Consider the following 26080-nt stretch of genomic DNA (forward strand, 5'->3'; position numbering starts at 1 on the left):
TCCATGAACAGCAAAGCCCCCATCCGCTTTTACAGCGAAGAAGAACTGGATGCTCTGGAAGAGCAGGACCCGCTGGCCGCAGCCAAAATTGCCCATGCCCAGGCCATGGCCGCCCGTGGACTGGACCGCCAGAAGCGTTATGGTCCGGATGACCCCCTGCCCGACCCCGAGGCGGTCGCCGAAGCCGTGCACACCGTGCGCCGCATTCTCATGCGCGACGGCGGCGATATTGAACTGGTAGACATTATCCAGCGCGATGTCCGGGTGCGCATGAAGGGTGCCTGCGCGGGCTGTCCCAACGCGGTCATTGATCTCAAACAGGTGGTGGAACGCATTGTCGGTGCCGTCCCCGGAGTCGTCAGCGTGAGTAATACCTTTTGAACAATCCTCCCAGCAAAACCCCGAAAGTCGGCTTCGTCAGCCTGGGCTGCCCCAAAGCCACCGTGGACAGCGAGCGTATCCTTACCCAGTTGCGGGCTGAGGGCTACCTGCTGGTAGGCGATTACGCCGACGCCGATGTGGTGGTAGTCAACACCTGCGGTTTTATTGACGCAGCGGTGACAGAATCGCTGGAAGCCATTGGCGAAGCCCTCGATGAAAATGGCAAGGTGGTCGTCACCGGTTGTCTGGGGGCCAAGGATAACGGGGACTTTATCCGCAATGTGCACCCCAGGGTGCTGGCTGTTACGGGTCCCCAGCAGTCTGGCGCGGTACTGAAGGCCATACACAGCGCGCTACCGCCCCTCCATGACCCCTATACCGATCTGGTTCCTCCCCAGGGTCTGCGCCTGACTCCGGCGCACTACGCTTACCTGAAAATTTCCGAAGGCTGCAACCAGACCTGCAGTTTCTGCATTATTCCCAGCATGCGTGGCAAACTGGTCAGTCGCGAACCCGGTGATATTTTGCGGGAAGCCGAAGCCCTGGTTTCTGGAGGCGTCCAGGAATTGCTGGTGATTTCCCAGGACACCGGAGCTTACGGCGTCGACCGCAAATATCGCACGGCCTTTCACGATGGGCGCCCCATCAAAACCCGGATCACCGATCTTTGTGCGGCGCTGGGAGCGTTGGGTGTCTGGGTGCGTTTGCACTATGTGTACCCCTACCCCCATATTGATGAATTGCTGCCGCTCATGGCAGAGGGAAAAATCCTGCCTTATCTGGATGCGCCCCTGCAGCATGGTAGCCCCCGGATTCTCAAGGCCATGCGCCGCCCTGCTGCTGCCGAAAAAACGCTGGAACGCATTGCTCATTGGCGGCAACAGGTGACCGATTTGACCATCCGCAGCACTTTTATTGTCGGCTTTCCCGGTGAAACCGAAGCCGAATTTTCAGAACTGCTGGATTTTCTGCGCGTTGCCGAACTGGACCGGGTGGGCTGTTTTGCCTACTCTCCGGTCGAAGGCGCACCCGCCAACGCCTTGCCGGGCGCTGTTCCGGAAGCAGTCAGGGAAGAACGTCGCGCCGAATTCATGCGGGTGCAGGAAAGCATCAGCCGTGCACGGCTCCAGCGGCATGTGGGTCAGCGTCGTGAGGTGCTGGTAGATGCCCTGGAACGCGGGGGCCGGGCCATAGCCCGCTCGGTCAGCGATGCGCCGGAAATAGACGGTGTGGTCCACCTGAGTAATGCGGGCGGCCTCAAGGTCGGTGACCGTCTGGCCGTGCAGATCACTCGGGCGGACGACCACGACCTCTACGCAGACTGTTTCAGTCTGGGTTAATCCTTGCCTCTTTCTATACGCACCCCCACATCACGGGTGCCCCGCACCGCCGCCGGTTTATGCACCGTCACCTGTACCCAACGCGCAGCAAATTCACCCCGGACAATATCCGCAATCTGCTCGGCCAGGGTTTCCACCAACTCCACTTCAGAAGCACTGATGTGACTGACCAGGCGTTGACAGACCGTCTGATAATTAATGGTTTGCTCCACCTTGTCCGATTGGGCGGCAGCATGGGTGTCGGCGGCAATTTCCAGATCAATCAAAACGGTCTGCTTAACCTGCCGTTCCCAGTCATAAATACCGATGCGGGTATCTACTTTCAGCTCCCGCACAAAAAGAATATCCATAGGCATCCCGAAAAATGCGACAAGGCGTCGCGTCTGGGCCTATAATAGCGCTTTTCCGGGCCAACGCACTGCATGTCTGTCATTATTGATATTGTTTTCATTGTGGGTGCCTACCTGATCGGTTCTATCGCGACCGCCATTCTGGTAGGTCGCGCCATGGGCCTGGGTGATCCCCGGCAATCCGGATCCGGGAATCCGGGGGCAACCAACATTCTGCGCATCGGCGGCAAAAAGGCCGCAGCCCTGACGCTTTGCGGCGATCTGATCAAAGGCGTCATTCCCGTTGTGGTCGCCCGATGGCTGGGTGCGGAAGGCTGGATCCTGGCCGCCGTCGCACTGGCGACTTTTCTCGGCCATTTGTATCCCGTTTATTTTGGATTTCGGGGGGGTAAGGGAGTGGCTACGGCCATGGGTATCCTGCTGGCGCTGATGCCGTTACTGGGATTATCGGTGCTGGGTGTCTGGATAGTGGTTTTTGCCGTCATGCGGGTGTCCTCCCTCGCCGCGCTGCTGGCCGCCACCAGCGCGATACCCCTTGTTTTCGCTTTGTCTGCCAGCAGCAGTCTGCGTGCCCTGATTATCGTGCTGGTCATCCTGATCCTCTGGCGACATCGCAGTAATATTCAGCGCCTGCTCGATGGCCGCGAAACACCCTTCAAAAAATCCTAATCGCGGATATTCCATTCCTGCATGCGTTCGTCTATCCATTGCGCGAGCTTTTCGGCAGGACGAAATCCGGGCGCCAAATGCTGTGCTTCCTGGGCAGCGGCCAGGGCACGGCGCATGCTGCCCTGATGCAGGTAATAGCGCGCCAGATTCATTTGCGCCAGATGCGGCGCATCAAAATGCCGGGATTTGAGCGCCCGCCGAATCACAAAAAGGGCTTCATTTTCCCGTCCGGTATCCATGAGGTATTCGCCAAGATCATTCCAGGCCTGCCCCCACTCGGCGTCACAGGCGATGGCCCGTCGGCAGGCGGCAATTGCACCATGACTGTCACCCGATGCTGCCAGTGCCCAGGCATAAAACGTCCAGATCAATGCGCTGCCAGGATCCGCGTCCAATGAACGCCTGAAGGCTTCTGCCGCTTCTTCGGGATGACCGGTCTGCTGCCAGTCCAGACCTTGCTGAAAATCCGGATCGACGGCGGCCCGTTCTTCAACCACCGTATCCAGAGAAAAAGATTCACCCGTCATGCTTCCTCCTTGACCAGCGACCAACGCGCCCGTACCGGGAACTCAGCACTGGCAGACTGGGCCATTTCGGGATGCAGGGCGCCAGCCAGGGCAATCATTGCGGCATTATCCGTACAATGGGCCACATCGGCGATACATAATTCTACGCCCTCTGCAGCCAGGCTTTGCAAAGCACTGCGCAAGGCACGATTGGCTCCCACACCGCCCGCCACAATCAAACGCTTCAGACCGGTGTGTTGCAAGGCGCGCTGGCATTTCCGAAACAGGGTGTCGACCACCGCCTGCTGAAAACTGGCAGCCAGATTTTTTCTCTGGGTCATATCCTCTTCAGGAACTTTCATGGAAGCGAGACGAAAGGCTGTTTTCAATCCGCTGAAGCTGAAGTCCATGCCGGGGCGATCCAAAAGCGGTCTTGGCAAACGAAAGGCCTCGGGGTCACCACCTTCTGCTAGAGCCGCCAAAGCCGGCCCCCCGGGGTAGCCCAGTCCCAGCATTTTAGCCGCTTTATCGAAAGCCTCACCGGCTGCGTCATCCAGGGTTTCACCCAGCAATACATAATCACCCAGCCCCCGCACTTCAATGAGCATGGTATGCCCACCGGAAACCAGCAAAGCCACCGCCGGAAAGGGTGCCACGCCATTGAGCAGGGGGGCAAGCAGATGTCCTTCCAGATGATGAACGGGAATAACCGGAATATCCCAGGCAAAGGCCAGGGCCCTAGCAAAATTCACACCCACCAGCAAGGCGCCAATCAGTCCCGGCCCCGCCGTGACGGCTACGCCATCGGGGCGTTGCCCCCCGGTTTGCAGCATGAGTTGTTCCAGCAGCAGCGGTAACCGGCGCACATGATCCCGAGAGGCCAGCTCTGGAACCACCCCGCCGTAAGGCGCATGCAGAGCAATCTGACTGAACAGGACTTCACCCAACAAGCCTTGGCGGCTGTCATACACAGCCAGGCCGGTCTCATCACAGGAGCTTTCAATACCCAGAATACGGGTGGCGACCGATTCAGACATGCGCCGCTTTCTCCTCAGCCGCAGAACCCATCACCGGGTGCTGATTTTGGACGACGCATTTTTGTAACCACAGCAACTCCTGTTCGGAAAAACCTCCGGCGCGGCGCGCTTCCAGGGCTAACGGACCCTGAATACGGCCCCGGTAGCGTTCCTGCAGCAATTGACGAAAAGTCTGCTCTGCATCCAATCCACGCTGTTCACACAAATAACGAAACCAGTGACTACCAATGGCCACATGACCACGCTCATCCGTTTCAATGCGTTCCAGCACAGCGGCGGCGGCGCTATCCCCGACTTCCTGCAATCGCTCGCGGATAGCCGGGGTCACATCCAGACCTCGCGCTTCAAGCACACGCGGTACCAGCGCCATACGCTCCAGAGGATCAGTCGCTGTATCCATAGCCATTTCCCAGAGACCATCGTGGGCAGGTAGATCACCGTAATCACCGCCCATAGCCTGAAGCAGTCCGCGCAGCAGAACAAAATGTTCCGCCTCTTCCTGGGCAACCTGCAGCCAATCGTGATAATAGGCTACGGGCAGATCGACAAAACGGCACAGCGCATCCAAAGCCAGGTTAATGGCATTAAATTCAATGTGAGCCAAGGCATGGAGCAGGGCAAAACGACCGGCCTGGGTGCTCAGCGCCCGGCGTCTGGGTAATTGTTTGGGCGCGACCAGCTCAGGACGGGCAGGTCGCCCCGGGACACCGGGACAAGGCAACAGTGCCGCCCGGACTGCACCCGTACAGTGCAGCGCCCGAACCTGTGTCACTTTTTCGGTTGGGTCTGTGGCTAACAGCGCGCTCAACACCTCTGTAGCAAAATCCCGATGCTGCTTTTCTTCAGTGACATTCATCATGCCAACGCACCTGTCTTCAGAACCATTCAAAACACAGAATATAGCACATGCGCTGCCTGATTCTGCGGAAAGCCATTTATCAGACTCTCCTGATAGACTGAATAAATAATATAAACAAGTAATAACACTTTTTTGTTTTATTTAATTTTCACCACTGGTGGTTTTAAACCACTTTATAGCGGTGCATATCAACCGCAAATGCTGCAAACATTCGACCGGCCGAACACAAATCAAAGCATTACAGTAATTAGTAATATTGGCATAAGCCTTGCAAGAGTAGAGGTGCAACAAAACCTTTCTTATTCACAAAATTTATGGGGGACGGAAGTTATGATCATTGAAAACTCTCTCCCGATCTTGCTCAGCCGTCTGGATTTCGCCTGGATTACTTCCATGCATATTCTCTGGACGCCTCTGACGATCGGCATGTCCTGGCTGCTCTTCATCATGGAAGTCGCCTGGCTTCGTACCGGCAATGAGCGGTGGTACAAACTCAATCGCTTTGTCGAAAAAATCTTCATCATCAATTTCGGCGCCGGTGTCGCCACCGGCGTTACCATGGAAATGGCCTTTGGTATTCTTTATGGCCCTTTCTCTCAGGCCGTCGGCCCCTTCTTCGGGAACATCCTTGGCTTTGAAACCATTACCGCCTTTATGTATGAGGCCGGCTTCATCGGCCTGATGGTGTTTGGTTGGGGCAAAGTCAGCAAAGGTATGCATTTGTTTTCAACCTTCAATGTGGGCCTTTCTTCCAGCTTGTCGGCCATGTGGATTCTGGTGGCCAACTCCTGGATGCAGACGCCGGACGGTGTTGTCCTGAAAAATGGACTGTTCCAGGTGACCAACTGGTGGAATGCCATTCTCAATGACAATTTCCAGTGGGGCTTTCCGCACATGTGGGTGGCCACTGTGGAATTGGCATTATTTGTACTGGTTGGACTCAGCGGATTTTTCATCCTGAAAAACCGTAATGCGGACCTGTTTACCAAACTGCTCAAACCCGCACTGTTGGCGCTGATCATTGTGACGCCTTTGCAGATATTCATTGGTGACAGCGTGGGTCGTGTAGTCGCACAAACACAGCCGACTTCATTGGCGGCTATGGAAGGCCACTATCACACCTATTTGCCCAACGGCAAGGTAAACACCGGCTGGCATCTGATTGCCATTCCCAACGCCAAAAATGACGGCAACGTCTTTGCCATCACTATTCCGCATGTACTGAGTCTGCTCGAAACCCACACCTTGAATGGTAAGGTTACCGGTATGGACAGCTTCCCGGCCAAAGATCGCCCCGATGTCTGGGTACCGTTCTACTCTTTCCGGGTCATGGTAGCCATCGGCTTCTTCCTCTTCTTTATTGCCATCTGGGGTAACTGGTTGCGCCTGCGTGGCAAGCTCAATGCTACAGAATTGCGGAAGCGTCCGTGGTTTCTGCGGGCTCTGGTGTTCTCGGCATTCCTGCCTTACCTGGCCATCTGGTGTGGTTGGTGGACCCGTGAAGTCGGTCGGCAACCCTGGGTAGTAAACGGTCTGATGCGGACTTATCAGGGAACCAGCCATATGCCGGTCGCCATGGAAATCATCTGGTGGGTGGGTTACATCATTTTCGAACTCACTGTGTGGGCAGGTTCCTGGTACTTCTTTACCCGCGTTATCAAAAAAGGGGTGGACGGGATCCCAGACTCCAGCACGCTGTTTGATCATGATCATGCGGATGCTACGGATGTTAAAGCCGGTGGTGGCCATGTGACACCGACCTTCGCCAGCAAGCCCATGTTGCGTTCGGATCGCTGATCAGCGCTTTCTGACGTTCTCAAAATCATGACGGGGAGCAGAGCTCCCCGCACAAGCTACTGGAGTCATTTATGGATCTTTTATCAATAGGACGCATCGCCGGGACATTGACGACCTGGTGGTGGCTGCTCCTTTCTCTCGCTTTTTTTCTGTACATTGCCACGGACGGTACGGACCTTGGATCTGGCATTTTCGCTCTGTTTTCAAAAGACGAAGAAGAACGTGGCGCCATTATGGCATCCATGGCCGGCATGTGGGACGGCAATGAAAGTTGGCTGGTCGTGGCGGGTGGCGTGCTTTTCGGCGCCTTTCCACTGGTTTACGGTTCGGCTTTCAACTACCTGATGATTCCTTTGATGTTTGCGCTCTGGGGCATTATTGCCCGGGCAGTGGCCTTTGAATTTCATATTCATGCCAAGAAAAGCAAACGCTTTTGGGGTTGGGCTTTTGCTGTCGGCAGTTTGTTTCCCACCTTCTTTGCGGGTGTTGCCCTGGGCGCTACATTGCAGGGCTTTCCCATGAAGTCCGGTTTGGCAATGCAAGGTGCGTTAACGGCCCATGGTGTTGCTATGCAAGATTATACCACCCCTATCATGCATTTTTCGGGTGGCATCCTCGACTTTTTGACGCCTTTTTCCATCTGGACGGGGGTTGGTGCAGTCATTGCCGCCAGTCTTGCCGGAGGGCTGTATTTGTGTGCCCGCTTCATTCCCGGTGATCCCATTCATGAACGGGCTCGTAAATGGACGAATGTTGTTTCCTTACTGGCTCTGGCTGCTATTGTCATTACACTGGTCTGGTCTTACGCACTCTTCCCCTGGGCAGCAGCCAAGTGGACCGGTTCGGATTGGTGGATCTGGTTGATCTGGTTCATTATCGTGCTCGTTTTCGCCTTCAAGTCCTCCACCAATCACTCCGTACGCAAGGACTTCAGCGCAATGATGTGGGGTATTGGCGTGGTTGCCTTGTTGTGGGCGGCCATGTGGGCGACCATTTTCCCCTACGTGGTACCCGATACCTGGACCATTGTGCAGGCGGCCAATCCGGCAGATTCCATTGCCGTATTCACCCTGTTCATGACGGGCTTCTTCCCCATCATGATCATGTACAACTGGTATCAGATTTGGGTGTTCCGTGGCCGCTTCAGTAAAAAGATGGCCTACGGAGCGCACTAAAAGCGTATCGGCGATGTTCTGAAGATTTTCTGAAACAGAACATCGCCTTTTTCAAACGGGGTGAAAAATGTCTACGGAATATGATGAAAATTCTTTAAGTACGGCGCTGGATATTATTGAAAATATTGAGTCCCGTTATGGACGGCTTGCAGACCGCCTCGGCGAAGTCCGCAAATCCATGCCGTCGGAAAATGTCGAAACCATAGCGGACCAATGCTTTGAGCTCTCTGTCGAGATCATGCGTTACAAACACTACTTCTCTTCAGTAAAAAAGCTGGCGATTAGCAGACAAGACATTGGTTTGGTTCACTTATTATAACACGAGCATATTTTGATTAAACGGTTTCAACATAGGCCCCTAAGAACCCGTGGGAAGTCAGAAAAAGATTATCATCCCACACTGCTTGATGTTCTGAATATACTGGAAAAGCGGCTGGATATTGTCGAAGAGCAATGTGCGGAAGTGCTCCACTCCATCAATATTCGTACACGCACGGAAGTGGACGATCAAATTGCCATTATGGATGCCGAAATTAATCGTTGCCAAAAGTTATTAAAAATCATCAAAAATACCATGCTTGAACCGGAGTCAGAGAACTAAAATCATCCAGACGTGTCGAATATCCATATGAAAATACGCCAGCACCATCAAAAATCACGTTCCCGGCTTCTTATTGCAAAAATAGGGGTTATCCTAACTGCCGCCAGCATAACAGGCGCATTAACAGTAAATGTACCGGCCTTCGCCAACACTTTTGATTCCAGCACCAACACCATTATCCGCACACAAAACCCGCAAGATTGGCAACAAGTCTGGCAGATTCTCGCCCTTACTGGATACGTACACCTGGTTTATGGCACGTATATGGGTCGTTATGGGGGCATGCATACAGTCGCCGCATGGAATATTCCCGTGCCCCGGGCCCTGCAAAAAATTTCCAACAACTGGGGTTATTCGCCCTATAATCCCGCTTTTCGTAGCGGTCTGATCCAGTTTGAACGCGCAGATCACTTGCTCAATCGCCGGGGCATTTCACGCGGGCGGGTCACTCCGGAAGTCCTCTCAGCCCTGCGCGCGCCAATCCCAAAAAATCGTTTTCCATTTCAATGGATTAAGGTGGACAAGAGCACGCACCCAGAGCACTTGCAAATCTGGCAGGTGCCACCCGATCCCCAGGGAAAAGGACAATGGATTTACCGGACAGTCGTCAACACCGGGGTCATGCACTCCACCCCGGATGGTAGCTGGCCAATTTATCAGCGCCTTGCCAAAACTACCATGACCGGTAAATTCCCTATTGCGGTCAGCCCCCAGCAATACCATTTACTGCCTGCCTCAGACCGAAGTATTTATCATGGATATCATGTCCGCTGGCAACACTATACCGCGCCCAATGTGCATTTCGTAAATTACTTTTACGATGGCCGCGCCATTCACTTTTATCCGCGCAAAGGCTACGGCTGGCCTCAAAGTGCGGGTTGCGTGGAGGAGCCCTACAAAAACGCACGCAAGGTTTACGCCCTGTTACACTATGGGGACATTGTTTCGGTCATGGGACATTACGAAAATCACAAAAGCAATCTCGTAACACCCATGACAGCCAGAAAATTACGCCAAAAAATATTGCTTGAATTTGCCCATTCATGACCTGGCAGTTAATTACAGACGTTTCAAGTATTAACTTGGCTGTAATAGCCGCTACGTGCTGCCCCTGAAACCGGACAATAGCCATTTCATTGGCGCTGAGTTGACAACTGCCATGACTCAAGACCCCGCCTTTAACGCATGGTGATGCACCGATCGCCCAAACCACAGATAAAAGGCCGGAATCACAAACAGGGACACCAGGGACCCAAAGCCCAGACCACTGACAATGACCAGACCCATGGAGAATCGGGCATCGGCATTACCCCCACTGGCAAAAAGCAGGGGCAAGGCTCCGGCAATCATGGCGGCCACCGTCATCAAAATGGGACGTAGCCGTAAAGTGGCTGCTTCCACGACGGCATGGCGTTTGTCCAGTTGCTTTTCTTCCTGCATGACCCGGGCAAATTGCACAATCAGAATCCCCTGCTTGGCAATCAGACCAATCAGCATGACCATTCCTACTTCCGAGTAAATATTGACACTGGAAGCGCCGAGACTGATGGGCAACAACGCCCCAAACAGAGCCACCGGAACAGCCGTGAGCACCACCAGAGCATCCCGGAAACTGTTGAACTGTGCCGCGAGCAGGAGCAGCACCATCAGCAGGGCAAAGGCAAAAGTGATCGCCAGCGCATTACCCTGATGCACATACTGGCGGGATACACCGGCATAATGGATCTGATCACCACCGGGAAGAATTTTTTGCGCATGAGATTGCAAAAACTGCAGCGCTTGTCCCAATGACACGCCGGGGGCCGGGTTGGCCTGAATAAATACCGCCGGCAACTGCTGAAACTGCGGTAAAAAAGTCGGTGCCGATTCCGACTTCAGGGACACAAAAGTGGATAGAGGAATCTCGGCGCCGGAAGGCGTTTTAATGGTATAGGCCTTGAGAAAATCGGGGTTGGCCCGCAACGCAGGTGGTACTTGTGGCACTACCCGATAGCTCAAACCGTCCATATCGAAGTAGTTGACGTAGTTGCCACCCAATAGTGTCTCCAGATTTTGTCCGATATCGGCCATGCTGAGCCCAAACGATGCAGCCATTTGCCGATTGATGACTACCTGCTGAATCTGATTGTTGTACTTCAGATTTTTGCAGACAAAAGAAAAAAGGCCGCTGGCTTTGGCTTCCTGAACCAGTTTGGCAGAAATGCCATCCAGTTGATGATAGGAGCCTCCCGTACTGGTCAATACGAACTGCACCGGCAAGCCGACCGCTGCCCCGGGGAGTGGCGGCAAGCCAAAAGCGGACAGTTTCATACCGGGTACCTGCTCGGCCAGCTTCTGCACCTTGGCTTTGACCTGTTGCGTGGTCACAGTGCCGCGCTCGGGCTTCAGAACCACACCCGCCATCACTTCATTATTTAACAGCATGCCGCCAATACCCACCCCGTTGACCGCAAAGCTATGACTGCGGCTGGCAATTTTGTCGAAAACTGTATTCGTCAGATAGTGATCATAAGCATTCATGTATTCCAGCGTCGCCGTGGGCTGGGCAACGCCGTTCACATAAACAATGCCCTGATTCGCCGGCGGTGCCAGCTCACTCTGGCTGATGCTGAAAAGAAAATAGATGCCTCCCGTCAATACCAGCGCCAAAGCCACGGTGGCCGGCCAAACCCGCAAACTCGCGAAAAGAAGGCGTCCGTAAAAGGCCTTCAAGCGTCCAAATACATGATCCACCAAATGGGCGACCCGGCCCTCCTGTCCCGCTTTCAAAACTCGTGAAGCCAACATAGGTGCCAGGGTCAGCGCGGCAATCATGGACAACAGCACCGTGGCCACAATGGTAAAAGCAAATTCGCTGAATAAGTGGCCCACCAACCCGCCAATAAAGGCCATGGGGGCAAATACGGCCACCAGCGTCGTGGCCATCACCAGAATCGGGCTGGCCAGTTCCCTAGCACTGAGCAGTGCCGCATGTAAAGGAGTTGCCCCATGTTCAATATGACGATGAACGTTTTCCACCACAATAATCGCGTCGTCCACCACCAGACCAATAGCCAGCACCATCGCCAACAGGGTCAGCAAATTGAGGGTATATCCCAGAGCATGCAGTATGGTGAGGGCTCCCACCATGGCCACAGGAATCGCCAGTGCCGGAACAATCAGCGCGCGCCAGGAACCCATGAACAAATAGATGACCAGAATGACCACCAGTAGTGCCAGGCCAATATTGATTTCTACTTCCTGCAGGGAGCTTTTGACAAACTGGGCCCCATTATAAATGGTGTACCCCTGCATTCCCGGAGGCATGGTCGTCTTCAACTGGGTCATGACTTTGTGAATACCCTGGGCGACCTGCAGGGCGTTACTGCCGGGGGCCTGCTGAATACCGATATTGACAGCCGGCTGTCCATCCACCATGACGGATGAATCATAAGTCTGAGCGCCCAAAGAGACCTTGGCGACCTGCTCCAGATGGATGGGTACGCCGTGCACCGTCGCCACTACCAGATTGCGGAATTCTGCCGCACTATGCAGGGCGGTATTGGCACTGAGGGATACTGCCGTATATTCGCCGCGCAACCGCCCTACCGCCGCGACAAAGTCATTTTTCTTGAGCGCATCGCTGACCTGCGCCGGGGTCACTCCCAATACCGCCATTTCCTGCGGATTCAGCCAGACCCGCATGGCGTAAGTATTACCGTTAGGCCCGGTACCCGGAGGCAGAATGGCAGTCAGACCCACGCCTGGAACCGATTGAATGGCGGGCTGCACGACGCGGGTCAGATAATCGGTAATCTGCTGCTGATTAAAGCCCTTACCGTGGTAACTCAACAGCATCAGATAAGCCCCTGAACCAGACATTTCCTGAACCACCGGTTGCATGACCCCCTTGGGCAGCTGATTCAGGACCGTATTGACCTTGCTTTGCACCTGCGACAGGGCGGCATTGGGGTTTTCCCCCATCCGCATATACAGGGTCAGAATGGAAATACCGTCTTCACTGACCGCCGTCATATAGTTTATGCCCGGGGCCTGACCCACCGCCTTTTCCAGAGGGGCGGTGATAAAGGCGTTGACGGTTTTGGGGGTGGCCCCGAAATAGTGGGTCGTGACCGTGATCATCGAACTATCAGTAGGCGGATATTCGGTGATGGGCATCAGCCCCAGGGAGCGCAGGCCAAAGAAAAACAGTACCAGGCTCAGGGAAATGGCCAAAATCGGGCGACGGATAAATGGTTCGGTAAAATGCATGTTGGTCTTCGTCCCTATAGATGCACAGCATTATTGATCTGCACGGAGTCGCCACTGTGCAGCTTCACCTGCCCGGCGGTGACCACCGTATCCCCGACTTTGAGTCCGGAACGAATCACCGTATCCTGGCCCTTCTGCATGCCGGTGAGCACTTTTTGTTCGCGGGCGATCAGCCGATGGTCCGGCCCGGGACTCAGCACATAAACAAAATCACCATAGGTATTGAAGCTCACCGCAACAGTGGGAATCAGCAGCGCTGCTTTGGGTGCCTCTTTCTCCAGAACCACACGCACAAACATACCCGGCCTCAACCCCGGTTCGGCCTGGAGCAAGGCCCTTACACTGAGGGCACGATTATCCGCATGCACATGACTGGAAATTGCCTGTACAGAAGCGCTGTAGTGCCGAACTGCGTCGCCATCGTGAATATCTACCTGCACCGGCGCACCTTTGTGCAGGATCTGGGCATCGCGTTGCGGAACGGTGAAATCAACATACAAATGCTGCAGATTCTCCAGATGCACCACAGCGGTTCCCGCATGAATAAATTCACCGGTATTGACGGTGCGCAGACTGAGCACTCCAGAAAATGGCGCGCGGAGTTGAGTGTCGGCAAGAGACTCCTGCAATGCTGAAACTTCTCCCTGAGCGGCCTCGGCATCGTATTGCGCCTTGTCCAGTGTTGCGGTAGATATACCGTGAATGGCATAAACCTTTTGGGCGCGTTGATAGTCTACCAAAGCCAGCCGGGCATGAGCCTGGGCTGCTTGCAACTTCCCCGGCAAGGCACCCGGATCCAGGGCGAGGAGTAACTGCCCCTTGCGCACCGTTTGTCCCGAATGAAAATACAGTTTCTGAATAACCCCACCAACTTGCGGACCGAGGGCTGCACCCCGCTGCGGCACCACCTCGCCAACGGCGGTCAATTCACCCGCTATATTGCGGGTTTTGACTTTTACAGCAGAAACCGTCACCGCCGGATTGGCAGCAGCAAGCAATTGGGTATGCAGGCGTTGCTGCCGCCATGCATACCAGCCATACACGGCTCCAAAAAGCAGCACAACAACCAATCCTAATAGAAGAAACGCCTTTTTCATGCGGGGGCTCCTGCAGTGTTTACCATGGGGGTGTCAGAGGGCACAGAATGCGCTTTGGATTCTGGTTGATCCGGTTGCCAGCCATCACCCAGCGCCACAAATAGCGCGACGCTATCCAGATAGCGCTGACTGCGGCCTTGAATAGCGGCGACAGAATCCTGTTGATAGGCAATTTCGGCATTCAATACCGTGGCATAGTCCGTAGCACCATCCCGATATCGGGCCTCGGCCAGGTGCAGGGCCCTGGCAGAAGATTGCTGAGCCTGTTTTTGCTGAATGTAAGCCTTATCAGCACCCTGCAGGGTGCGCAAGGCATCTGCCACTTGTTTAAAGGCATTCAATACCGTGCTGCGATACTGGTCACTGGCTAACTGATACTGATCCAACGCCGCACGCCGCTCTGCATGCAAGCTGCCACCATTATAAATTGGCGCTGCCAAGCCAGCGCCCAGTGACCAGAGGGTGGAAACCGGGTTGAAAAACAGGCCACCGGTCATGGCTGCCTTGCCAATCTCCGCAGAAATGTTGAATTGGGGATATAAATTGGCTGTCGCCACATCCGCCTGGGCAGCAGCAACCTTGATCTCCGCTGTTGCCGCCTGGATATCCGGACGATTTTCAGCCAGTGCCGAGGGAATGGTCGTGGGCAAGCGGGCTGGTAAATGCAGGCTTTGCAGAGCGGGAATGCTGAGGGCCACATTTGGCGTTTGCCCCAGCAACGCCGCCAGGGCGTGGCGGGCGGCCGCCAGATCTGCCGCAAGAGGGGCAATGCGGGCACGCGCAGCGGCCGTCATGGCCGCCTGCTGTTCTACATTCTGCAGATTCTGATCACCCAGCTTATATTCCTGCTGCAACAGTTTCAGCAAATGAGCATCCGCTTTGGCAATCTGCCGGGCTGAATGCAACTGGGCGCGAGCGGCGGCACCACTGATGACAGCCCGACTGACGTCTGCGGCGAGAAACACTTCACTCTGATGCAGATTGGCCTTGGTCACCGCCGCCTGTGCCCGGGCTGCATGGACCAGATCTTTCTGCCGGCCAAACACATCCGGGTTATAGCTGACGTCAATGGTGCCCAGAAAAAGGCTGTAGAGATTGCCCGGAATACGGTAACTTTGTCCGCCGTCGGCACCTGTCCGCAAGGCCCGCGCGCGACTGATTCCCGCGTTTGCCGAAACCTGTGGAGCCAAGCCCCCCTGCGCAGCCACCATCAGCGCCTGCTGCCTTGCCAAAGCCGCATGGGCTGCCTGCAAATCCGGATTAGCCTGCATGGCCTGCTGGATATAGTTGTTGAGCGGTTTTGAGTGAAACAACAACCACCAGGAACGCGCCTGCTGCTGCGTCCACTGGACTTTTTGCTCGTCTGCCGGCAAAGCAGCGGGATGGGCATTATAAGATGGCGGCGTACGCATCTTCGGTACGGACCAATGGGGGCCCACCGCACAACCCGCCAAACCGATCATCAAACCCGAGCCCAACAATATGGCGATGCCCCGCCTGCGTCTTCGGGGTCCCGGCCAGCGCCGGGCTGCCGCATTTTCCTGTGCCATGCATTATCCTTGTTCAGGTCCAATGGAAGTTCAGGAAAAGCATAACGGGGTGGCCTGTAACAATCGTGCGCAGACAGCGCTCTGACATGTAACAAAGTGTCTGTTTATTTCCGGAGTACCCCACTTGTTACATTTACGTTTGGTCTATCCGCATCCGGGGAGTACAGTACAATGCATGGAAAACAAAGCGCGAATTTTAGTGATTGATGATGACTTGCGACTGCGCAGCCTGGTGGAATCCCACCTGAAAGGGTATGGATTTGTGGTTCAGGGCATGGGTGATGGTCGCCAGATTGAAGCCAGCCTTGCAGAAAACCCGGTAGATCTCATTATTCTCGACCTGGGTCTTCCCCATGAAGATGGCCTGCAGATATGCCGACGCCTGCGCCAGCAGCACGACGTGCCGATTCTCATGCTCACCGCTCGGGGTGACGAAGTCGACCGGATTTTAGGCCTGGAAATGGGTGCCGACGATTATCTGGCCAAACCCTTTCATCCCCGTGAGCTGGTTGCCCGTATCCAGGCCATTTTGCGCCGGGTCCGGGGCAGTGCGCCCAGAACCTCAGGGATCACCGCCAGTTTTGAAAAGGGTCCGTTTCGGGTGGACATGAGTCGCCAGGAAATTCATCTTCATGACCAGCTCATCTCCCTGACCAGCGCCGAATTTTTAACCCTGGCCACCCTCATTCAGCATGAAGGACAGGCACTGACCCGTGAAAAACTGATGTGGTTGACACGTGGCCGCCAGCTGGAAGCCGATGACCGCAGTATCGATATGCAGATATCGCGGCTCCGCCGCCTGCTCGACAAAGGCCCTGGTCGCCCCCGGCACATTCGTACGGTCTGGGGACACGGCTACCTCTTCGTGGCCGAACCCTGAACATCCGTACATTTTGGCCCCGCAGTACACTGGGGCAAACCCTGCTGCTACTCGGCCTGCTGCTGCTTGGCACCCAAGCCGCTGTTTACGTTCTTTTTCATCAGTATGTGATGAATCCAGCCGCCGAACGCTTTGCCGAGTTTCTGCTGCAAACCGACCACGCACTGATCAGTAGCGGGGCACAATATGCCCCCAACGGAAACCTGCAATGGCGACCTGCCAGTGCCAAACCGGGCAAAATTCCAGATAAGTACTTCATGGACAAGACCGCTCACTATGTCGAGCAGCAGGTACCGGGGGCCAGACTCCGCGTAGGTTTGGATGAGGGGACTACTACCTGGATGTGGATACGCGGCGGCCCTCACCAGCCCTGGCTGGGCATGCCGGTATCGCCTATGAACTTTGGTGGGCAGGGATTCATGTTCATGCGTCTTGGAGTCATTGCGCTGGTGACCTTGCTGGGGGCCTGGCTGATTGTCCGCCAGATTAACCGCCCCCTGGCCCGCCTGGCCGCTGAAGCTCCACGCATTGGCCTTGGTGATACCCCCGACACCCTGCAACTCATCGGTGGTCCCCTGGAAGTACAGCACCTGACTCAGGCCATTACCGGTATGGCCAATGATCTGCACCGTCTTCATGAAGAGCGCACCCTGCTGCTCACGGGCATTTCCCACGAGCTTCGGACGCCGCTGTCCCGACTGCTTTTGACCCTGCACTTGCCCGATTCAGATTTTCTGGAACAAAAATCCGCCATGTGTGTGGATGTCAACGAAATGGACGAAACCATCGACAAGTTTCTGACTCTCGTGCGCAGCGGTGACCAGGAAAAAGCCATAACCGTCAACGTGCGGGACTGGCTGGAGGAAATGCAGGAAATTGCCAGGGAACGTTATGGACTGGACATCAGCGTTGCGGAAAATCATTCTGCTGATACCGCAAACTCTTTTCAATGCCGCCCCCTGGCACTGGAGCGGGTGTTTCGGATTATTTTCGACAATACGCGCCGTTACGGCGACGGCAGCCTGCAGATTCGGGTTCTCAGTCATCCCGGGCACACGGAAATACAACTGCGGGATTACGGCCCCGGAGTTTCTGCAGCGCATCTCCTGGCCATGAATCAGGGCACACTTCCGCGTCAAACCGGCCACGGTGCGGGTATTGGAATACGCATCTGCAAGCGCATCATGGACTTGCACGGCGGGACCATACGTTTTGAGAATGCCGCAGAGGGAGGGCTGGTAGTCAGGCTACAATTTCCAGTCATTGCGCCTCTCAGGACTTGACAACTTTCTATTAAACAGGAATCATTCGCAAACCAAAAACGTAAATACGGATTATTCTTAATAATGACTGCAAACAACTCCACAATGCCTCAGCGCCACTCCCGCTGGTCTGTTTTTCTGATTGTACTTGGCCCCGGCCTGGTCGTCATGCTCGCCGATACTGATGTCGGCAGCATTATCACCGCCGCCCAAAGTGGCGCGCAGTGGGGCTTCAAACTGCTGCTGCTGCAATTTATTCTCATGCCAATTCTCTACATCGTGCAGGAACTCACCGTACGCCTGGGAATTTTCACCGGCAAGGGGCACGGTGAACTGATTCGTGAAACCTTTGGCACCGGCTGGGCTTATTTGTCAGTAGCCGGACTGAGCATCGCCACTACCGGTGCTCTGCTGACCGAGTTTTCGGGGGTTGCAGGGGTGAGTCATCTATATGGATTACCGCGTGCCGTGGGTGTCATTCTCGCCGCAGCCACCTTACTGACCATTGTCTGGACCGGCTCCTACCGGCGCGTAGAGCGCATTGCCCTGATCATGGGCCTGTTTGAACTGGTCTTTTTCGGGATCGCCTGGGTCTCTCACCCCGATCTTCAGGATATTCTCCACGGCCTGACCCATGCACCCATTACTAATCAGGACTATATGATGCTGGTAGCAGCCAACATCGGCGCCGTCATCATGCCCTGGATGGTGTTTTATCAGCAGTCCGCTGTTGCCGATAAAGGACTTCATCCCGAACATTATCGGCATGCCCGCTGGGATACAGCCATTGGTGCCGTCCTTACCCAGGCCATCATGGCCGCCGTGCTGATTGCCACAGCGGCCACTATCGGCCGCCTCAATCCCAACGCGCCCCTGAATACCGTCCATCAACTCTCCGAGGCCATCACCCCGTACCTGGGAGACACCTGGGGACGCCTGGTGTTTTCCCTGGGTATTCTGGGGGCCGGCATGGTAGCGGCCATTGTTGCCTCACTGGCCGGAGCCTGGGGCTGGGGAGAAGTCACCGGATTCCGCCACTCTCTCGAACACCATCCCAAAGACGCCCCCTGGTTTTACGGAATATATACCGCCATCATCATCGCCGGTGCCGTGGCCGTGATCAGCATACCCGACCTGGTCAGCCTGGATATTGGTGTGGAAGTCATGAACGCCCTGCTGCTGCCCCTGGTTCTTGGTTTCCTGGTCGCTCTGGCAATGAAAGCACTCCCCGCTGAGCATCGCCTGCGTGGCCCATACCTTTGGCTGGTTCTTTTTGTGGTCATTCTGTCTGCCGGGCTGGGTGTCTATGGCGGCTTGACCAGCATTCCCGGCCTCTGACCGACCAGCGTTCAGGAGAATCCTCTTCCTAGCACCCGTTGTCATAAAACTGTCACATTCGAGGCGTACACTACGCTCCATAAATAGATGGAGATAATTGTCATGCCTCGAAACAAGCTGATTGTAGCCGTACAGTGATGAATACCCTTATAATTAAACAAACTACACATCTACTAACGTTCCATGGTTGCTGAACTGCGGGTAAAAAACCGGCCGGCAATCGCGGCGGTACCCAACGACCCGGCGCTTTCCGTGCAGGGACTGAATGTGCGCTTTGGCGCCCAGACAGTATTGAGTAACGTCCAGATGGATCTTGAAGATGGTCGTTACGCCTGCCTGCTGGGTGAATCAGGATCAAGCAAGAGCACCTTGCTGGCGGCCATTGCTGGACTCATCAAGCCCCGGGCTGGCAGTATTCGCCTGCGCGGGCAAAATGTATTTATCGCCGGGAGCATGCAGATTCCTCCCGAAAAGCGCGGCATTGGTATGGTTTTTCAGGATGCGGCGCTCTGGCCCCACCTCCGGGTCATTGATAATGTTCTTTTTCCCCTGCGCGCTCAGGGGCTTCCGGTAGATCGCGAGCGGGCCATGCTGCTGCTGGAAAAAATGAACATTCCTGCTACGGCAGCAAAACGCAAACCCCATGAATTATCGGGCGGGCAACGGCAGCGGGTCGCCATAGCCCGCGCCATCATCGCCCGTCCGCGTCTGGTCTTACTGGATGAACCCCTGTCCGCCGTAGATCAGGGGGTTCGCGAAGAAATCCGCTACTTTCTCCGTACCCTGTTTCGTGAAGAAGGCATTGCCGCCCTGCATGTCACCCATGATCCCAGCGAAGCCTTTTATCTGGGCCAACATGTCGGCGTTCTCCACAGCGGTCATCTGGAACAATGGGATCAGCCGGAGAAACTGTTCCGTTTCCCGGCCAGTGAAAATGTAGCTCGACTCAGCGGCTCCGTCCGGAGCCTGCCCGTAAAGATTATTCAATATCAGGGCGGCAAAGCTGAAGTCGCGTTGGCAAATGGCCAGAAATTATGGGTACCCGGGGCCGATACGCTGCGTGAAGGCAAGCCTGGTCTTTTGCTGCTGCGCCCCGGAGACATTGACTGCGACAGCCCGGAAGCCGCATTTGCTGGCGAAGCCATTCATTCCCATTGGAGTGATGGTCGCTATCTGGTGCATTTGCAGGCTTTCGGCCAGCACGAATTATTGAGCTACTCCCAGCAGAGCAGTCTGGGTCCGCGCCACTGGCAAATTCACCCGAATCACGGCTGGTGCATTCCTGCCGAAACTTCCGCAAATCAGGAGAAAACCCTATGAAACCCGTAGTCAAACAAGTTACCTTGGCCATCATGAGTCTGGCATTTGCAGGCACTGCTTCTGCCGCCACGCTGACTTTGTACAGTGCTGCGCCAGCTTCTTTAGCCAAGGCTCTGGCGCGCGCATTCAGCAAAAAAACCGGTGATCACGTCGCCGTGTGGACATCCAGCACCGGAAAAGTCATGGCCCGCCTTGCGGCCGAAGCTGACCATCCGCATGCCGATGTGGTCATGGTCGCCGACTGGACAGCCGGCCTGGAACTCGCCAAAGACAAGATGGTGTATGACTATCAACCTGAAAGCATCGACAAAAATCTTTTCCCGGCCATGCAGCTCAAAGGACCCTTCCTGCCCTATGGTGCCGATACGGTTTCCATGGTCATGAACACCAAAGCCTTGCCCAAGGGCGCGAGCATGCCTACCAGCTGGTTTGATCTGACCGCTCCCGTCTGGAAAAATCACCTCACCGCGCCCAACCCGCTGCTCTCGGGCACGGCTTCGGATTTTGTCATTGCCTTTGTGGATAAATACGGCAACAAGGCCTGGCAATATTTTTCCGACCTGAAAGCCAATGGCACCGTCTGGCCGGGGACTAATCATACCGCACTGATGCCGGTACTTTCCGGTGAACGCAGTGGGATGGTGGAGTGCGTTGGGCATGCCGCCGTGCAGGCCAAGGTACAGGGCAACTCCATTCAGCTGATTTACCCGAAAGAAGGCACCATGCTGATTCCCCGCCCCATCATGATCATGCAGTCGGCGCCGGATAAAAAGCTGGCCGAACAGTTTGTCAATTTCACCATGTCCCCTGCCGGACAAAAACTCGTCGCCAAATATAATCTCTATCCTTCCCTGAATGGCGTTGCCGCCAAACCTGCTCTGGCCAAGCTCGGTACTTATCCGGTCATGCAGGTCAACTGGGATCAGGTCGCCGCAACCCGCGCCAGCGTGCTGGCCAAATTCCGCAAGGACATTCTCGGTCAATGATGGGACGCAGCCTGAATCGGCTGCTGGTTTTTGGCATTCTTGGCCTGCTGGTTCTCGCACCACTGGCCACCATCGTTTTCGAGGCGCTGCAGCCCGACGCCAGCCATCATCATGGCATGGCTCTGCTGCAGTTGGGAGTAGACCAGCACTTTATCCACGCCCTGCTGGGCACCGCAGGCATGGCTGCTCTGGCGGTGGTTTTTGCGCTGCCCATCGGACTGATTCTGGCCTTGTTGATGTTTTACGCCCCGCCCAAATTCAGCCTGCTTTGGGAAGGGCTGATTCTTATCCCCTTTTTAATACCACCTTACCTGACTGCCGAGGCCTGGACCTTGCTGGTTGGTCCGGTAGGACTCATTGAACAACTCATCCATGGTCTCGGAACGCCCCTGGAAAATTTTTTGTACTCGTTAGCGGGAATGGCTGCGGTAATGGCCCTGCATCTCACCCCGCTGGTGTACATTATTCTGCGCGCAGCCTTACAAAATGGGGATTTTCGCCTGATTCAGGCAGCCCGTGTACATGGGGCAGGACTGTGGCGGGCCTTTCGCGTCGGCGTTTTGCCCCTGGTTTTGCCCGCATTGGCCGCTGCAGGTTTACTGGTTTTCCTGGATACTTCAGCAGAATTTGGTGTGCCTGCCTTGCTGAGTGGCTATGCCGGAGTTACTGTGCTCAGCACCAGCATTGAGGCCGCCACCAATGTCTGGCCCGTCAATTTGCCACGCGCCTCCGCCATCGGCCTGGTATTGTGTACCCTGGGCATTGTCGCCTGGTTTTTTTATCGTCCCCTGGCCAACGAAAATCGTGGACAAATCCACCAGCTTCACTACCCGAGCCGCTGGTGGTCAATGCTTCCTCTAGCCGCTTTTGTTTTTATTGCCATGTTGTTACCCATCGGGGCGGTGCTGGCGGTGTCTTTTGAGAAAGCCATTACGGTAGGACTGAAATTCAGCAATTTCACCTGGCATCACTACCATCATATTCTCTCTCATCAATCTAGTGCGTTCGGAGCCCTTGAAACCAGCCTGGAACTCGCCGCCCTGGTGGCTTTTGGTACCATGGTGGCCGCCCTGCTGACGGCCAATATTGTCCGCCGTGGTGGTCGTTTTGCTGCTTTTCTGGATTTGCTGGCCACCCTGCCCATGGCCATACCCGGCGTTGTCCTGGCCGTGGGCATGATCCTTTTCTGGAATGCGCCATGGAACCACCTGCCCGTCTTCGGCACTACCGCCATTCTCGGCGTTGCCTATGCCACCACCACCTTTCCTTTTGCCATGCGCTATGCCCGCGCCGGGCTGGCGCAAATACCGCCGCTTTTGGATAACGCCAGCCGGGTACATGGTAGTGGGCCCTTGCGAACTTTCCTGAAAGTGCATATTCCCATCGCCTGGCCGATGCTGATTGGGGGTGCGACCGTAGTATTTGCTCTGTCCATGCGCGAACTGGTGGCCTCGTTGATGCTGCAGCCTGCGGGGGTACAGGTGATTTCCACTTACATTTATGCCAATTTCCGGCAAGGCGTCATTGGTGATGGCATGGCCATGTCGGTCATTGGCGTGCTCAGTTCGGCACTCATCCTGGGAGTAGCCCGGGGACTGTTGCTGCGTCGTTAAATTTTATCGTGTTGCCACTATTACTCGTACTGGAGTCCAGACATGAACAACCGCAAGCTTATTACCACCCTGCTGATTGCTGCTTTAGGTGGCGTCTGCCTGCCCCTCGTAGCTTCTGCCACACCGGCTGAAATCATCCTGCTGCGCCATGGCGAAAAAATGAACCCCTACGCCCTGTCACCCGTGGGTCAGGCCCGCGCAGCGGCCCTCGCCCGGCAGTATCTGGGAAAAAACGCAACCCATAGCCTGCTGCCAGCACACGAAAAGCCCGCCGCCCTCATGGCTATCACCCTGCATACCATTGAAACCATGACACCGACAGCGCAGAGCTGGGGGCTTCCGGTGACGGCCTTTACGGTCGTTCCGGAACCAGGTCTGAGCAAACATCAGAAAATGGTGCAGGAAAATCTCCGCACCCGGGAAGCCGTTCACGACATCATGACCAATCCCGCCTATGATCAGAAGGTTGTGGTCATCATGTGGGAACATAAACATATTGCCAATGCCAAGCTGGAAGCCCAGTTTCCTGGGCAACAGATCACTTTCCGGCAATTGCTGCATCTCAACAAATTCAAGAATGTACCGCAAACCTGGCCCAAGAAAACCTTCGACTACTTCTGGATTGTTCGTTACCAACCCGGCGACACAACCCCTGTTTCCTTCAGCATGGAACCGGAAAAGTTTACCGGACAATATGCCCGGTTGCCTGAAAATGCCTGGGGAAAGCCGGAATAGCCTGTCACGGCCTTATGCCAGAGTTCACCGGACTCCTATTGGCGAAAACTTTACAATGTCCGGCCTTTTAAGTAATAACAATAACCATGGACCAGCATTTACTGAAAGGTTTTTTGCTTCATTGCAGCCGTGCCTGTCGGGTTTTGGCTGCCGTTTTTATTTTATCTGCAGGTAACGCGTTGTTACCTGCCCAGGCAGCCATTTACCGTTGGGTGTCTCCCAATGGCACCGTCAGCTATGGTGATCAGCCACCACCAAACGCATCAAAGCTGCAGTCTCTGCCACCCATTCCTCCGGCACCACCGCCCGTAGCGCATCTGCAAACTCCGCAAAAGGCAGCAACTGTAACCCCATCTTCAGCAGCCAGCGATAAAACCCTGACAGCCATAGAACGCTTGAATCTCCTGGCGGCACTGAATAACTATCAAAACAGCCTGCGACCGCCCCCGGAGCCCGAGCACCATGTTTACATACCGGCCTATATCGGCCCTGCGCCTTTTCCACCGTATCGACCCGGTCGTCCACCCCATTGGCGGCGGCCTCCACCCAGACCTATCCGCCCCCCGAGCAATCGTCCGCCGACCGTTCTTTTGCCACCGCCTGCTCCAGCCTCGGCTTATTCTTCGCCGGTGCTGTTGCCGTAGTCGAGAACGGATGCGGAAACTGTCAACGCTTCCCTTTCACTGACAATCTGCGCGCCATGCTTCCATAGGTAATAAATGACGATGACCCCCATAGGGATGAGCAGGGTCAACACAAAAGTAATAAAAAAGGTGATGATTTTCAGGTTGCGGCCCCATCTGGTGCGCGCCGTACCAATGGCCAATGCCACACTTCTCAGTTCTTTTCCGTCGGAATTTTCTACGCTCACGAGCACTCCTGTTGTTGGCTACCGGAACACGAGGGCTCATGTTATTCCTGCGGAATAAGCAAAACAATTCCCGTTGGGACGACGTCAATCGCGTTCAGCGTGCAAAGACCGACATCCGCAATTTCAGTGCGCCTTGCGCAAAGTCAGATTAATGCGCCGTGCACCCACGAGAGGGTGTTCTCCCGGCTTGATCGGAGCAACACCATGATAGCGCAGGCGGGCAGGACCACCCCAGACCAACACATCACCATGCTCTACAAAAATACGTTTCACCTTATCCCGGCGTTGCGCACCGCCAAATAGAAAAGTGGCTGGCAAACCCAGAGAAATGGAAACAATGGGCGCATCCATGTCCTGTTCGTCCCTATCCTGATGTAAAGACATCCGCGCACCCGGAACATACACATTCACCAGACAGGCATCCGGCGTGAAACCGGCAAAACCCGCTTTTTTTGACGCCAGTTGGGCCAAATTCAAAATAATGGCGGGAATTTCCGGCCAAGGTTCCGCATTTTCTGGATCTTTGGACACATATCGATAACCCTGCCTGTCCGACACCCAACCCCATGAGCCGAAATTACTCATGGCAACGGACATTGTTTTTCCACCGGGCGTACCCATCTGCCGCAGTGCCGACTGCATCAACCCCTGTTGCACCGCATGAATCAGGGATTCGGCGTCGGCTAAGGCCCACCCCCTCAGAATCGTGGCCCCTTCTTCAAGCGATTCCACCGCCGGAGCAGGCAAGGGAAAGTTTTCAAAAAGATCTGCCGTCACAGCACCCCCTCCCGCCAGCTCTGCGTAACTATCGAGCCATATTGATCTTTCGGTCTAAGCTACCGCCGGACCGCGCACCGACATGCTGGAATCCAGTCTCTGACAAATGTGTCGGGTCGCATAAATGGCAAAACGCTCATTGCCATCCACCACAAACTGGCGAGCGGCATCAATCAGCGCCAGGTTACCTGCTTCAATAAAATCAATCAAAGCGTGCGGTGTTTGATCGTGATAGCTCCGTGCAATACGTAACACCAATCGTAAATGCATTTCGAGTAATTCATGCCAGGCTTCACGATCATTGTGCTGAATTCTTTTAAGCAGATGTTCTTCTTCCAATGCAGTCAAAAGTTCATGATAAGCGATCTCCTGCAAATAGGCGTTGATACGATGACTGGATAGGGCAGTTTCTGCACGAACCTGACCATGTTGAGAATGTGTCCGACGTACTGTAACGGAGAGTGTATCGGCTGAGGGCGCTAAACTTTCTGTGGACATGGAAATATTTTCCCTATATTTGTAAAGTGCGATATAGGGGCGGTTTCAAGTTTGAAGTGCAACACCGCTGTTTAACTGCCTGATTTGCTGTGCCATCACTTCGGCTGGAGTTCGGAATCCCAAGGATTTCCTGGGCCGATTATTGAGTTCCTCCGCTACCTGAGTCAAACGCCGTTGCGAATATTCG

Annotated in this window: 26 protein-coding genes and 1 pseudogene; 16 read left to right on the top strand and 11 right to left on the bottom strand. The window is 55.0% G+C overall.

Going from position 1 to position 26080, the window contains the following annotated elements; genetic code table 11:
• The first annotated feature begins 3 nt into the window (after positions 1-3).
• Entirely contained in the window at positions 4-381 is a 378-nt protein-coding gene (locus BLW97_RS13575) for a NifU family protein (protein ID WP_010642367.1), read from the top strand.
• Positions 378-1721 carry a 30S ribosomal protein S12 methylthiotransferase RimO gene (gene rimO / locus BLW97_RS13580; RefSeq protein WP_075323436.1) on the top strand — a complete coding sequence of 448 codons (1344 nt, stop codon included), beginning with the start codon at positions 378-380 and terminating at the stop codon, positions 1719-1721. The genes BLW97_RS13575 and rimO overlap by 4 nt, the downstream gene beginning before the upstream one ends.
• Here the strand turns inward: rimO and folB are convergent.
• The gene (gene folB / locus BLW97_RS13585; protein WP_075323437.1) at positions 1718-2071 is read right to left on the bottom strand and encodes a dihydroneopterin aldolase; all 354 of its coding nucleotides are present in this window, start codon (positions 2069-2071) and stop codon (positions 1718-1720) included. The genes rimO and folB overlap by 4 nt on opposite strands.
• A 72-nt stretch (positions 2072-2143) precedes the next feature.
• On the opposite strand from folB, the gene plsY reads away from it, so the two are divergent.
• Positions 2144-2740, top strand: coding sequence for a glycerol-3-phosphate 1-O-acyltransferase PlsY (plsY, locus tag BLW97_RS13590; RefSeq protein WP_075323438.1), 597 nt, complete (start codon positions 2144-2146; stop codon positions 2738-2740).
• Here the strand turns inward: plsY and BLW97_RS13595 are convergent.
• Genes BLW97_RS13595 through BLW97_RS13605 form a run of 3 tightly spaced genes read right to left on the bottom strand, consistent with a single transcriptional unit; the run spans position 2737 to position 5142 of the window.
• Positions 2737-3267 (bottom strand): tetratricopeptide repeat protein, encoded by a 531-nt coding sequence (locus BLW97_RS13595; protein WP_075323439.1) that lies wholly within the window; start codon positions 3265-3267, stop codon positions 2737-2739. The genes plsY and BLW97_RS13595 overlap by 4 nt on opposite strands.
• A complete protein-coding gene (gene tsaD / locus BLW97_RS13600; RefSeq protein ID WP_075323440.1) occupies positions 3264-4283 on the bottom strand; it encodes a tRNA (adenosine(37)-N6)-threonylcarbamoyltransferase complex transferase subunit TsaD in 1020 nt (339 codons plus the stop codon). Before tsaD ends, BLW97_RS13595 begins: the two co-directional genes overlap by 4 nt.
• Positions 4276-5142, bottom strand: a complete 867-nt coding sequence (locus BLW97_RS13605; RefSeq protein ID WP_031571500.1) for a ferritin-like domain-containing protein — start codon at positions 5140-5142, stop codon at positions 4276-4278. The genes tsaD and BLW97_RS13605 overlap by 8 nt, the downstream gene beginning before the upstream one ends.
• A gap of 330 nt (positions 5143-5472) precedes the next feature.
• Here BLW97_RS13605 and BLW97_RS13610 point away from each other — a divergent pair, with 330 nt between their 5' ends.
• The 5 genes from BLW97_RS13610 to BLW97_RS13630 all read left to right on the top strand — a co-directional run bounded on the left by BLW97_RS13610 (position 5473) and on the right by BLW97_RS13630 (position 9762).
• Positions 5473-6939: a cytochrome ubiquinol oxidase subunit I gene (locus BLW97_RS13610; protein WP_065974924.1), complete on the top strand. Its 1467-nt coding sequence runs from the start codon at positions 5473-5475 to the stop codon at positions 6937-6939.
• A 71-nt stretch (positions 6940-7010) separates the two neighbouring features.
• Positions 7011-8114, top strand: a complete 1104-nt coding sequence (gene cydB / locus BLW97_RS13615) for a cytochrome d ubiquinol oxidase subunit II (RefSeq protein ID WP_031571495.1) — start codon at positions 7011-7013, stop codon at positions 8112-8114.
• 67 nt (positions 8115-8181) lie between these two features.
• On the top strand, positions 8182-8433 hold the full coding sequence (locus BLW97_RS13620) for a hypothetical protein (protein ID WP_024894573.1): 252 nt from the start codon (positions 8182-8184) through the stop codon (positions 8431-8433).
• A gap of 12 nt (positions 8434-8445) precedes the next feature.
• Positions 8446-8715, top strand: a complete 270-nt coding sequence (locus BLW97_RS13625; RefSeq protein WP_024894574.1) for a hypothetical protein — start codon at positions 8446-8448, stop codon at positions 8713-8715.
• Between the two features lie 27 nt (positions 8716-8742).
• Entirely contained in the window at positions 8743-9762 is a 1020-nt protein-coding gene (locus tag BLW97_RS13630; protein ID WP_143214890.1) for a L,D-transpeptidase family protein, read from the top strand.
• Between the two features lie 117 nt (positions 9763-9879).
• On the opposite strand, the gene BLW97_RS13635 is transcribed toward BLW97_RS13630, so the two are convergent.
• Genes BLW97_RS13635 through BLW97_RS13645 form a run of 3 tightly spaced genes read right to left on the bottom strand, consistent with a single transcriptional unit; the run spans position 9880 to position 15613 of the window.
• Positions 9880-12966 carry an efflux RND transporter permease subunit gene (locus BLW97_RS13635; protein WP_075323442.1) on the bottom strand — a complete coding sequence of 1029 codons (3087 nt, stop codon included), beginning with the start codon at positions 12964-12966 and terminating at the stop codon, positions 9880-9882.
• Positions 12967-12980: 14 nt separating this feature from the next.
• On the bottom strand, positions 12981-14063 hold the full coding sequence (locus BLW97_RS13640) for an efflux RND transporter periplasmic adaptor subunit (RefSeq protein ID WP_075323443.1): 1083 nt from the start codon (positions 14061-14063) through the stop codon (positions 12981-12983).
• On the bottom strand, positions 14060-15613 hold the full coding sequence (locus BLW97_RS13645) for an efflux transporter outer membrane subunit (RefSeq protein WP_075323444.1): 1554 nt from the start codon (positions 15611-15613) through the stop codon (positions 14060-14062). Before BLW97_RS13645 ends, BLW97_RS13640 begins: the two co-directional genes overlap by 4 nt.
• Positions 15614-15788: 175 nt before the next feature.
• Between BLW97_RS13645 and BLW97_RS13650 the strand changes: the two genes are divergently transcribed.
• From BLW97_RS13650 to BLW97_RS13685, 8 genes are all read left to right on the top strand, one after another.
• Positions 15789-16493, top strand: a complete 705-nt coding sequence (locus tag BLW97_RS13650; RefSeq protein ID WP_075323683.1) for a response regulator — start codon at positions 15789-15791, stop codon at positions 16491-16493.
• A 110-nt stretch (positions 16494-16603) separates the two neighbouring features.
• A complete protein-coding gene (locus BLW97_RS13655) occupies positions 16604-17776 on the top strand; it encodes an ATP-binding protein (protein ID WP_242947814.1) in 1173 nt (390 codons plus the stop codon).
• 63 nt (positions 17777-17839) lie between these two features.
• Positions 17840-19093 (top strand): NRAMP family divalent metal transporter, encoded by a 1254-nt coding sequence (locus tag BLW97_RS13660; protein WP_075323446.1) that lies wholly within the window; start codon positions 17840-17842, stop codon positions 19091-19093.
• Between the two features lie 183 nt (positions 19094-19276).
• The gene (locus tag BLW97_RS13665) at positions 19277-20413 is read left to right on the top strand and encodes an ABC transporter ATP-binding protein (RefSeq protein ID WP_075323447.1); all 1137 of its coding nucleotides are present in this window, start codon (positions 19277-19279) and stop codon (positions 20411-20413) included.
• Positions 20410-21399 carry an extracellular solute-binding protein gene (locus BLW97_RS13670; protein WP_075323448.1) on the top strand — a complete coding sequence of 330 codons (990 nt, stop codon included), beginning with the start codon at positions 20410-20412 and terminating at the stop codon, positions 21397-21399. The genes BLW97_RS13665 and BLW97_RS13670 overlap by 4 nt, the downstream gene beginning before the upstream one ends.
• Positions 21396-23012 carry an ABC transporter permease gene (locus tag BLW97_RS13675; RefSeq protein WP_075323449.1) on the top strand — a complete coding sequence of 539 codons (1617 nt, stop codon included), beginning with the start codon at positions 21396-21398 and terminating at the stop codon, positions 23010-23012. The genes BLW97_RS13670 and BLW97_RS13675 overlap by 4 nt, the downstream gene beginning before the upstream one ends.
• A gap of 42 nt (positions 23013-23054) precedes the next feature.
• Positions 23055-23747 (top strand): hypothetical protein, encoded by a 693-nt coding sequence (locus tag BLW97_RS13680; RefSeq protein WP_010639445.1) that lies wholly within the window; start codon positions 23055-23057, stop codon positions 23745-23747.
• A gap of 86 nt (positions 23748-23833) precedes the next feature.
• Entirely contained in the window at positions 23834-24391 is a 558-nt protein-coding gene (locus BLW97_RS13685) for a DUF4124 domain-containing protein (protein ID WP_075323450.1), read from the top strand.
• Here BLW97_RS13685 and BLW97_RS13690 read toward each other — a convergent pair.
• From BLW97_RS13690 to BLW97_RS19150, 4 genes and pseudogenes are all read right to left on the bottom strand, one after another.
• Positions 24364-24618 carry a hypothetical protein gene (locus tag BLW97_RS13690; protein ID WP_024895073.1) on the bottom strand — a complete coding sequence of 85 codons (255 nt, stop codon included), beginning with the start codon at positions 24616-24618 and terminating at the stop codon, positions 24364-24366. The two genes, BLW97_RS13685 and BLW97_RS13690, sit on opposite strands and share 28 nt — an antisense overlap.
• Positions 24619-24741: 123 nt before the next feature.
• The gene (gene alkB, locus BLW97_RS13695; protein ID WP_075323451.1) at positions 24742-25395 is read right to left on the bottom strand and encodes a DNA oxidative demethylase AlkB; all 654 of its coding nucleotides are present in this window, start codon (positions 25393-25395) and stop codon (positions 24742-24744) included.
• A 54-nt stretch (positions 25396-25449) separates the two neighbouring features.
• Positions 25450-25893: a sigma factor gene (locus tag BLW97_RS13700; RefSeq protein ID WP_075323452.1), complete on the bottom strand. Its 444-nt coding sequence runs from the start codon at positions 25891-25893 to the stop codon at positions 25450-25452.
• A 45-nt stretch (positions 25894-25938) separates the two neighbouring features.
• A pseudogene (locus tag BLW97_RS19150) lies at positions 25939-26080 on the bottom strand (IS30 family transposase); the annotation flags it as partial.

Source organism: Acidithiobacillus albertensis, assembly GCF_001931655.1.
In the GTDB taxonomy this organism is placed as follows: Bacteria; Pseudomonadota; Gammaproteobacteria; order Acidithiobacillales; family Acidithiobacillaceae; genus Acidithiobacillus; species Acidithiobacillus thiooxidans.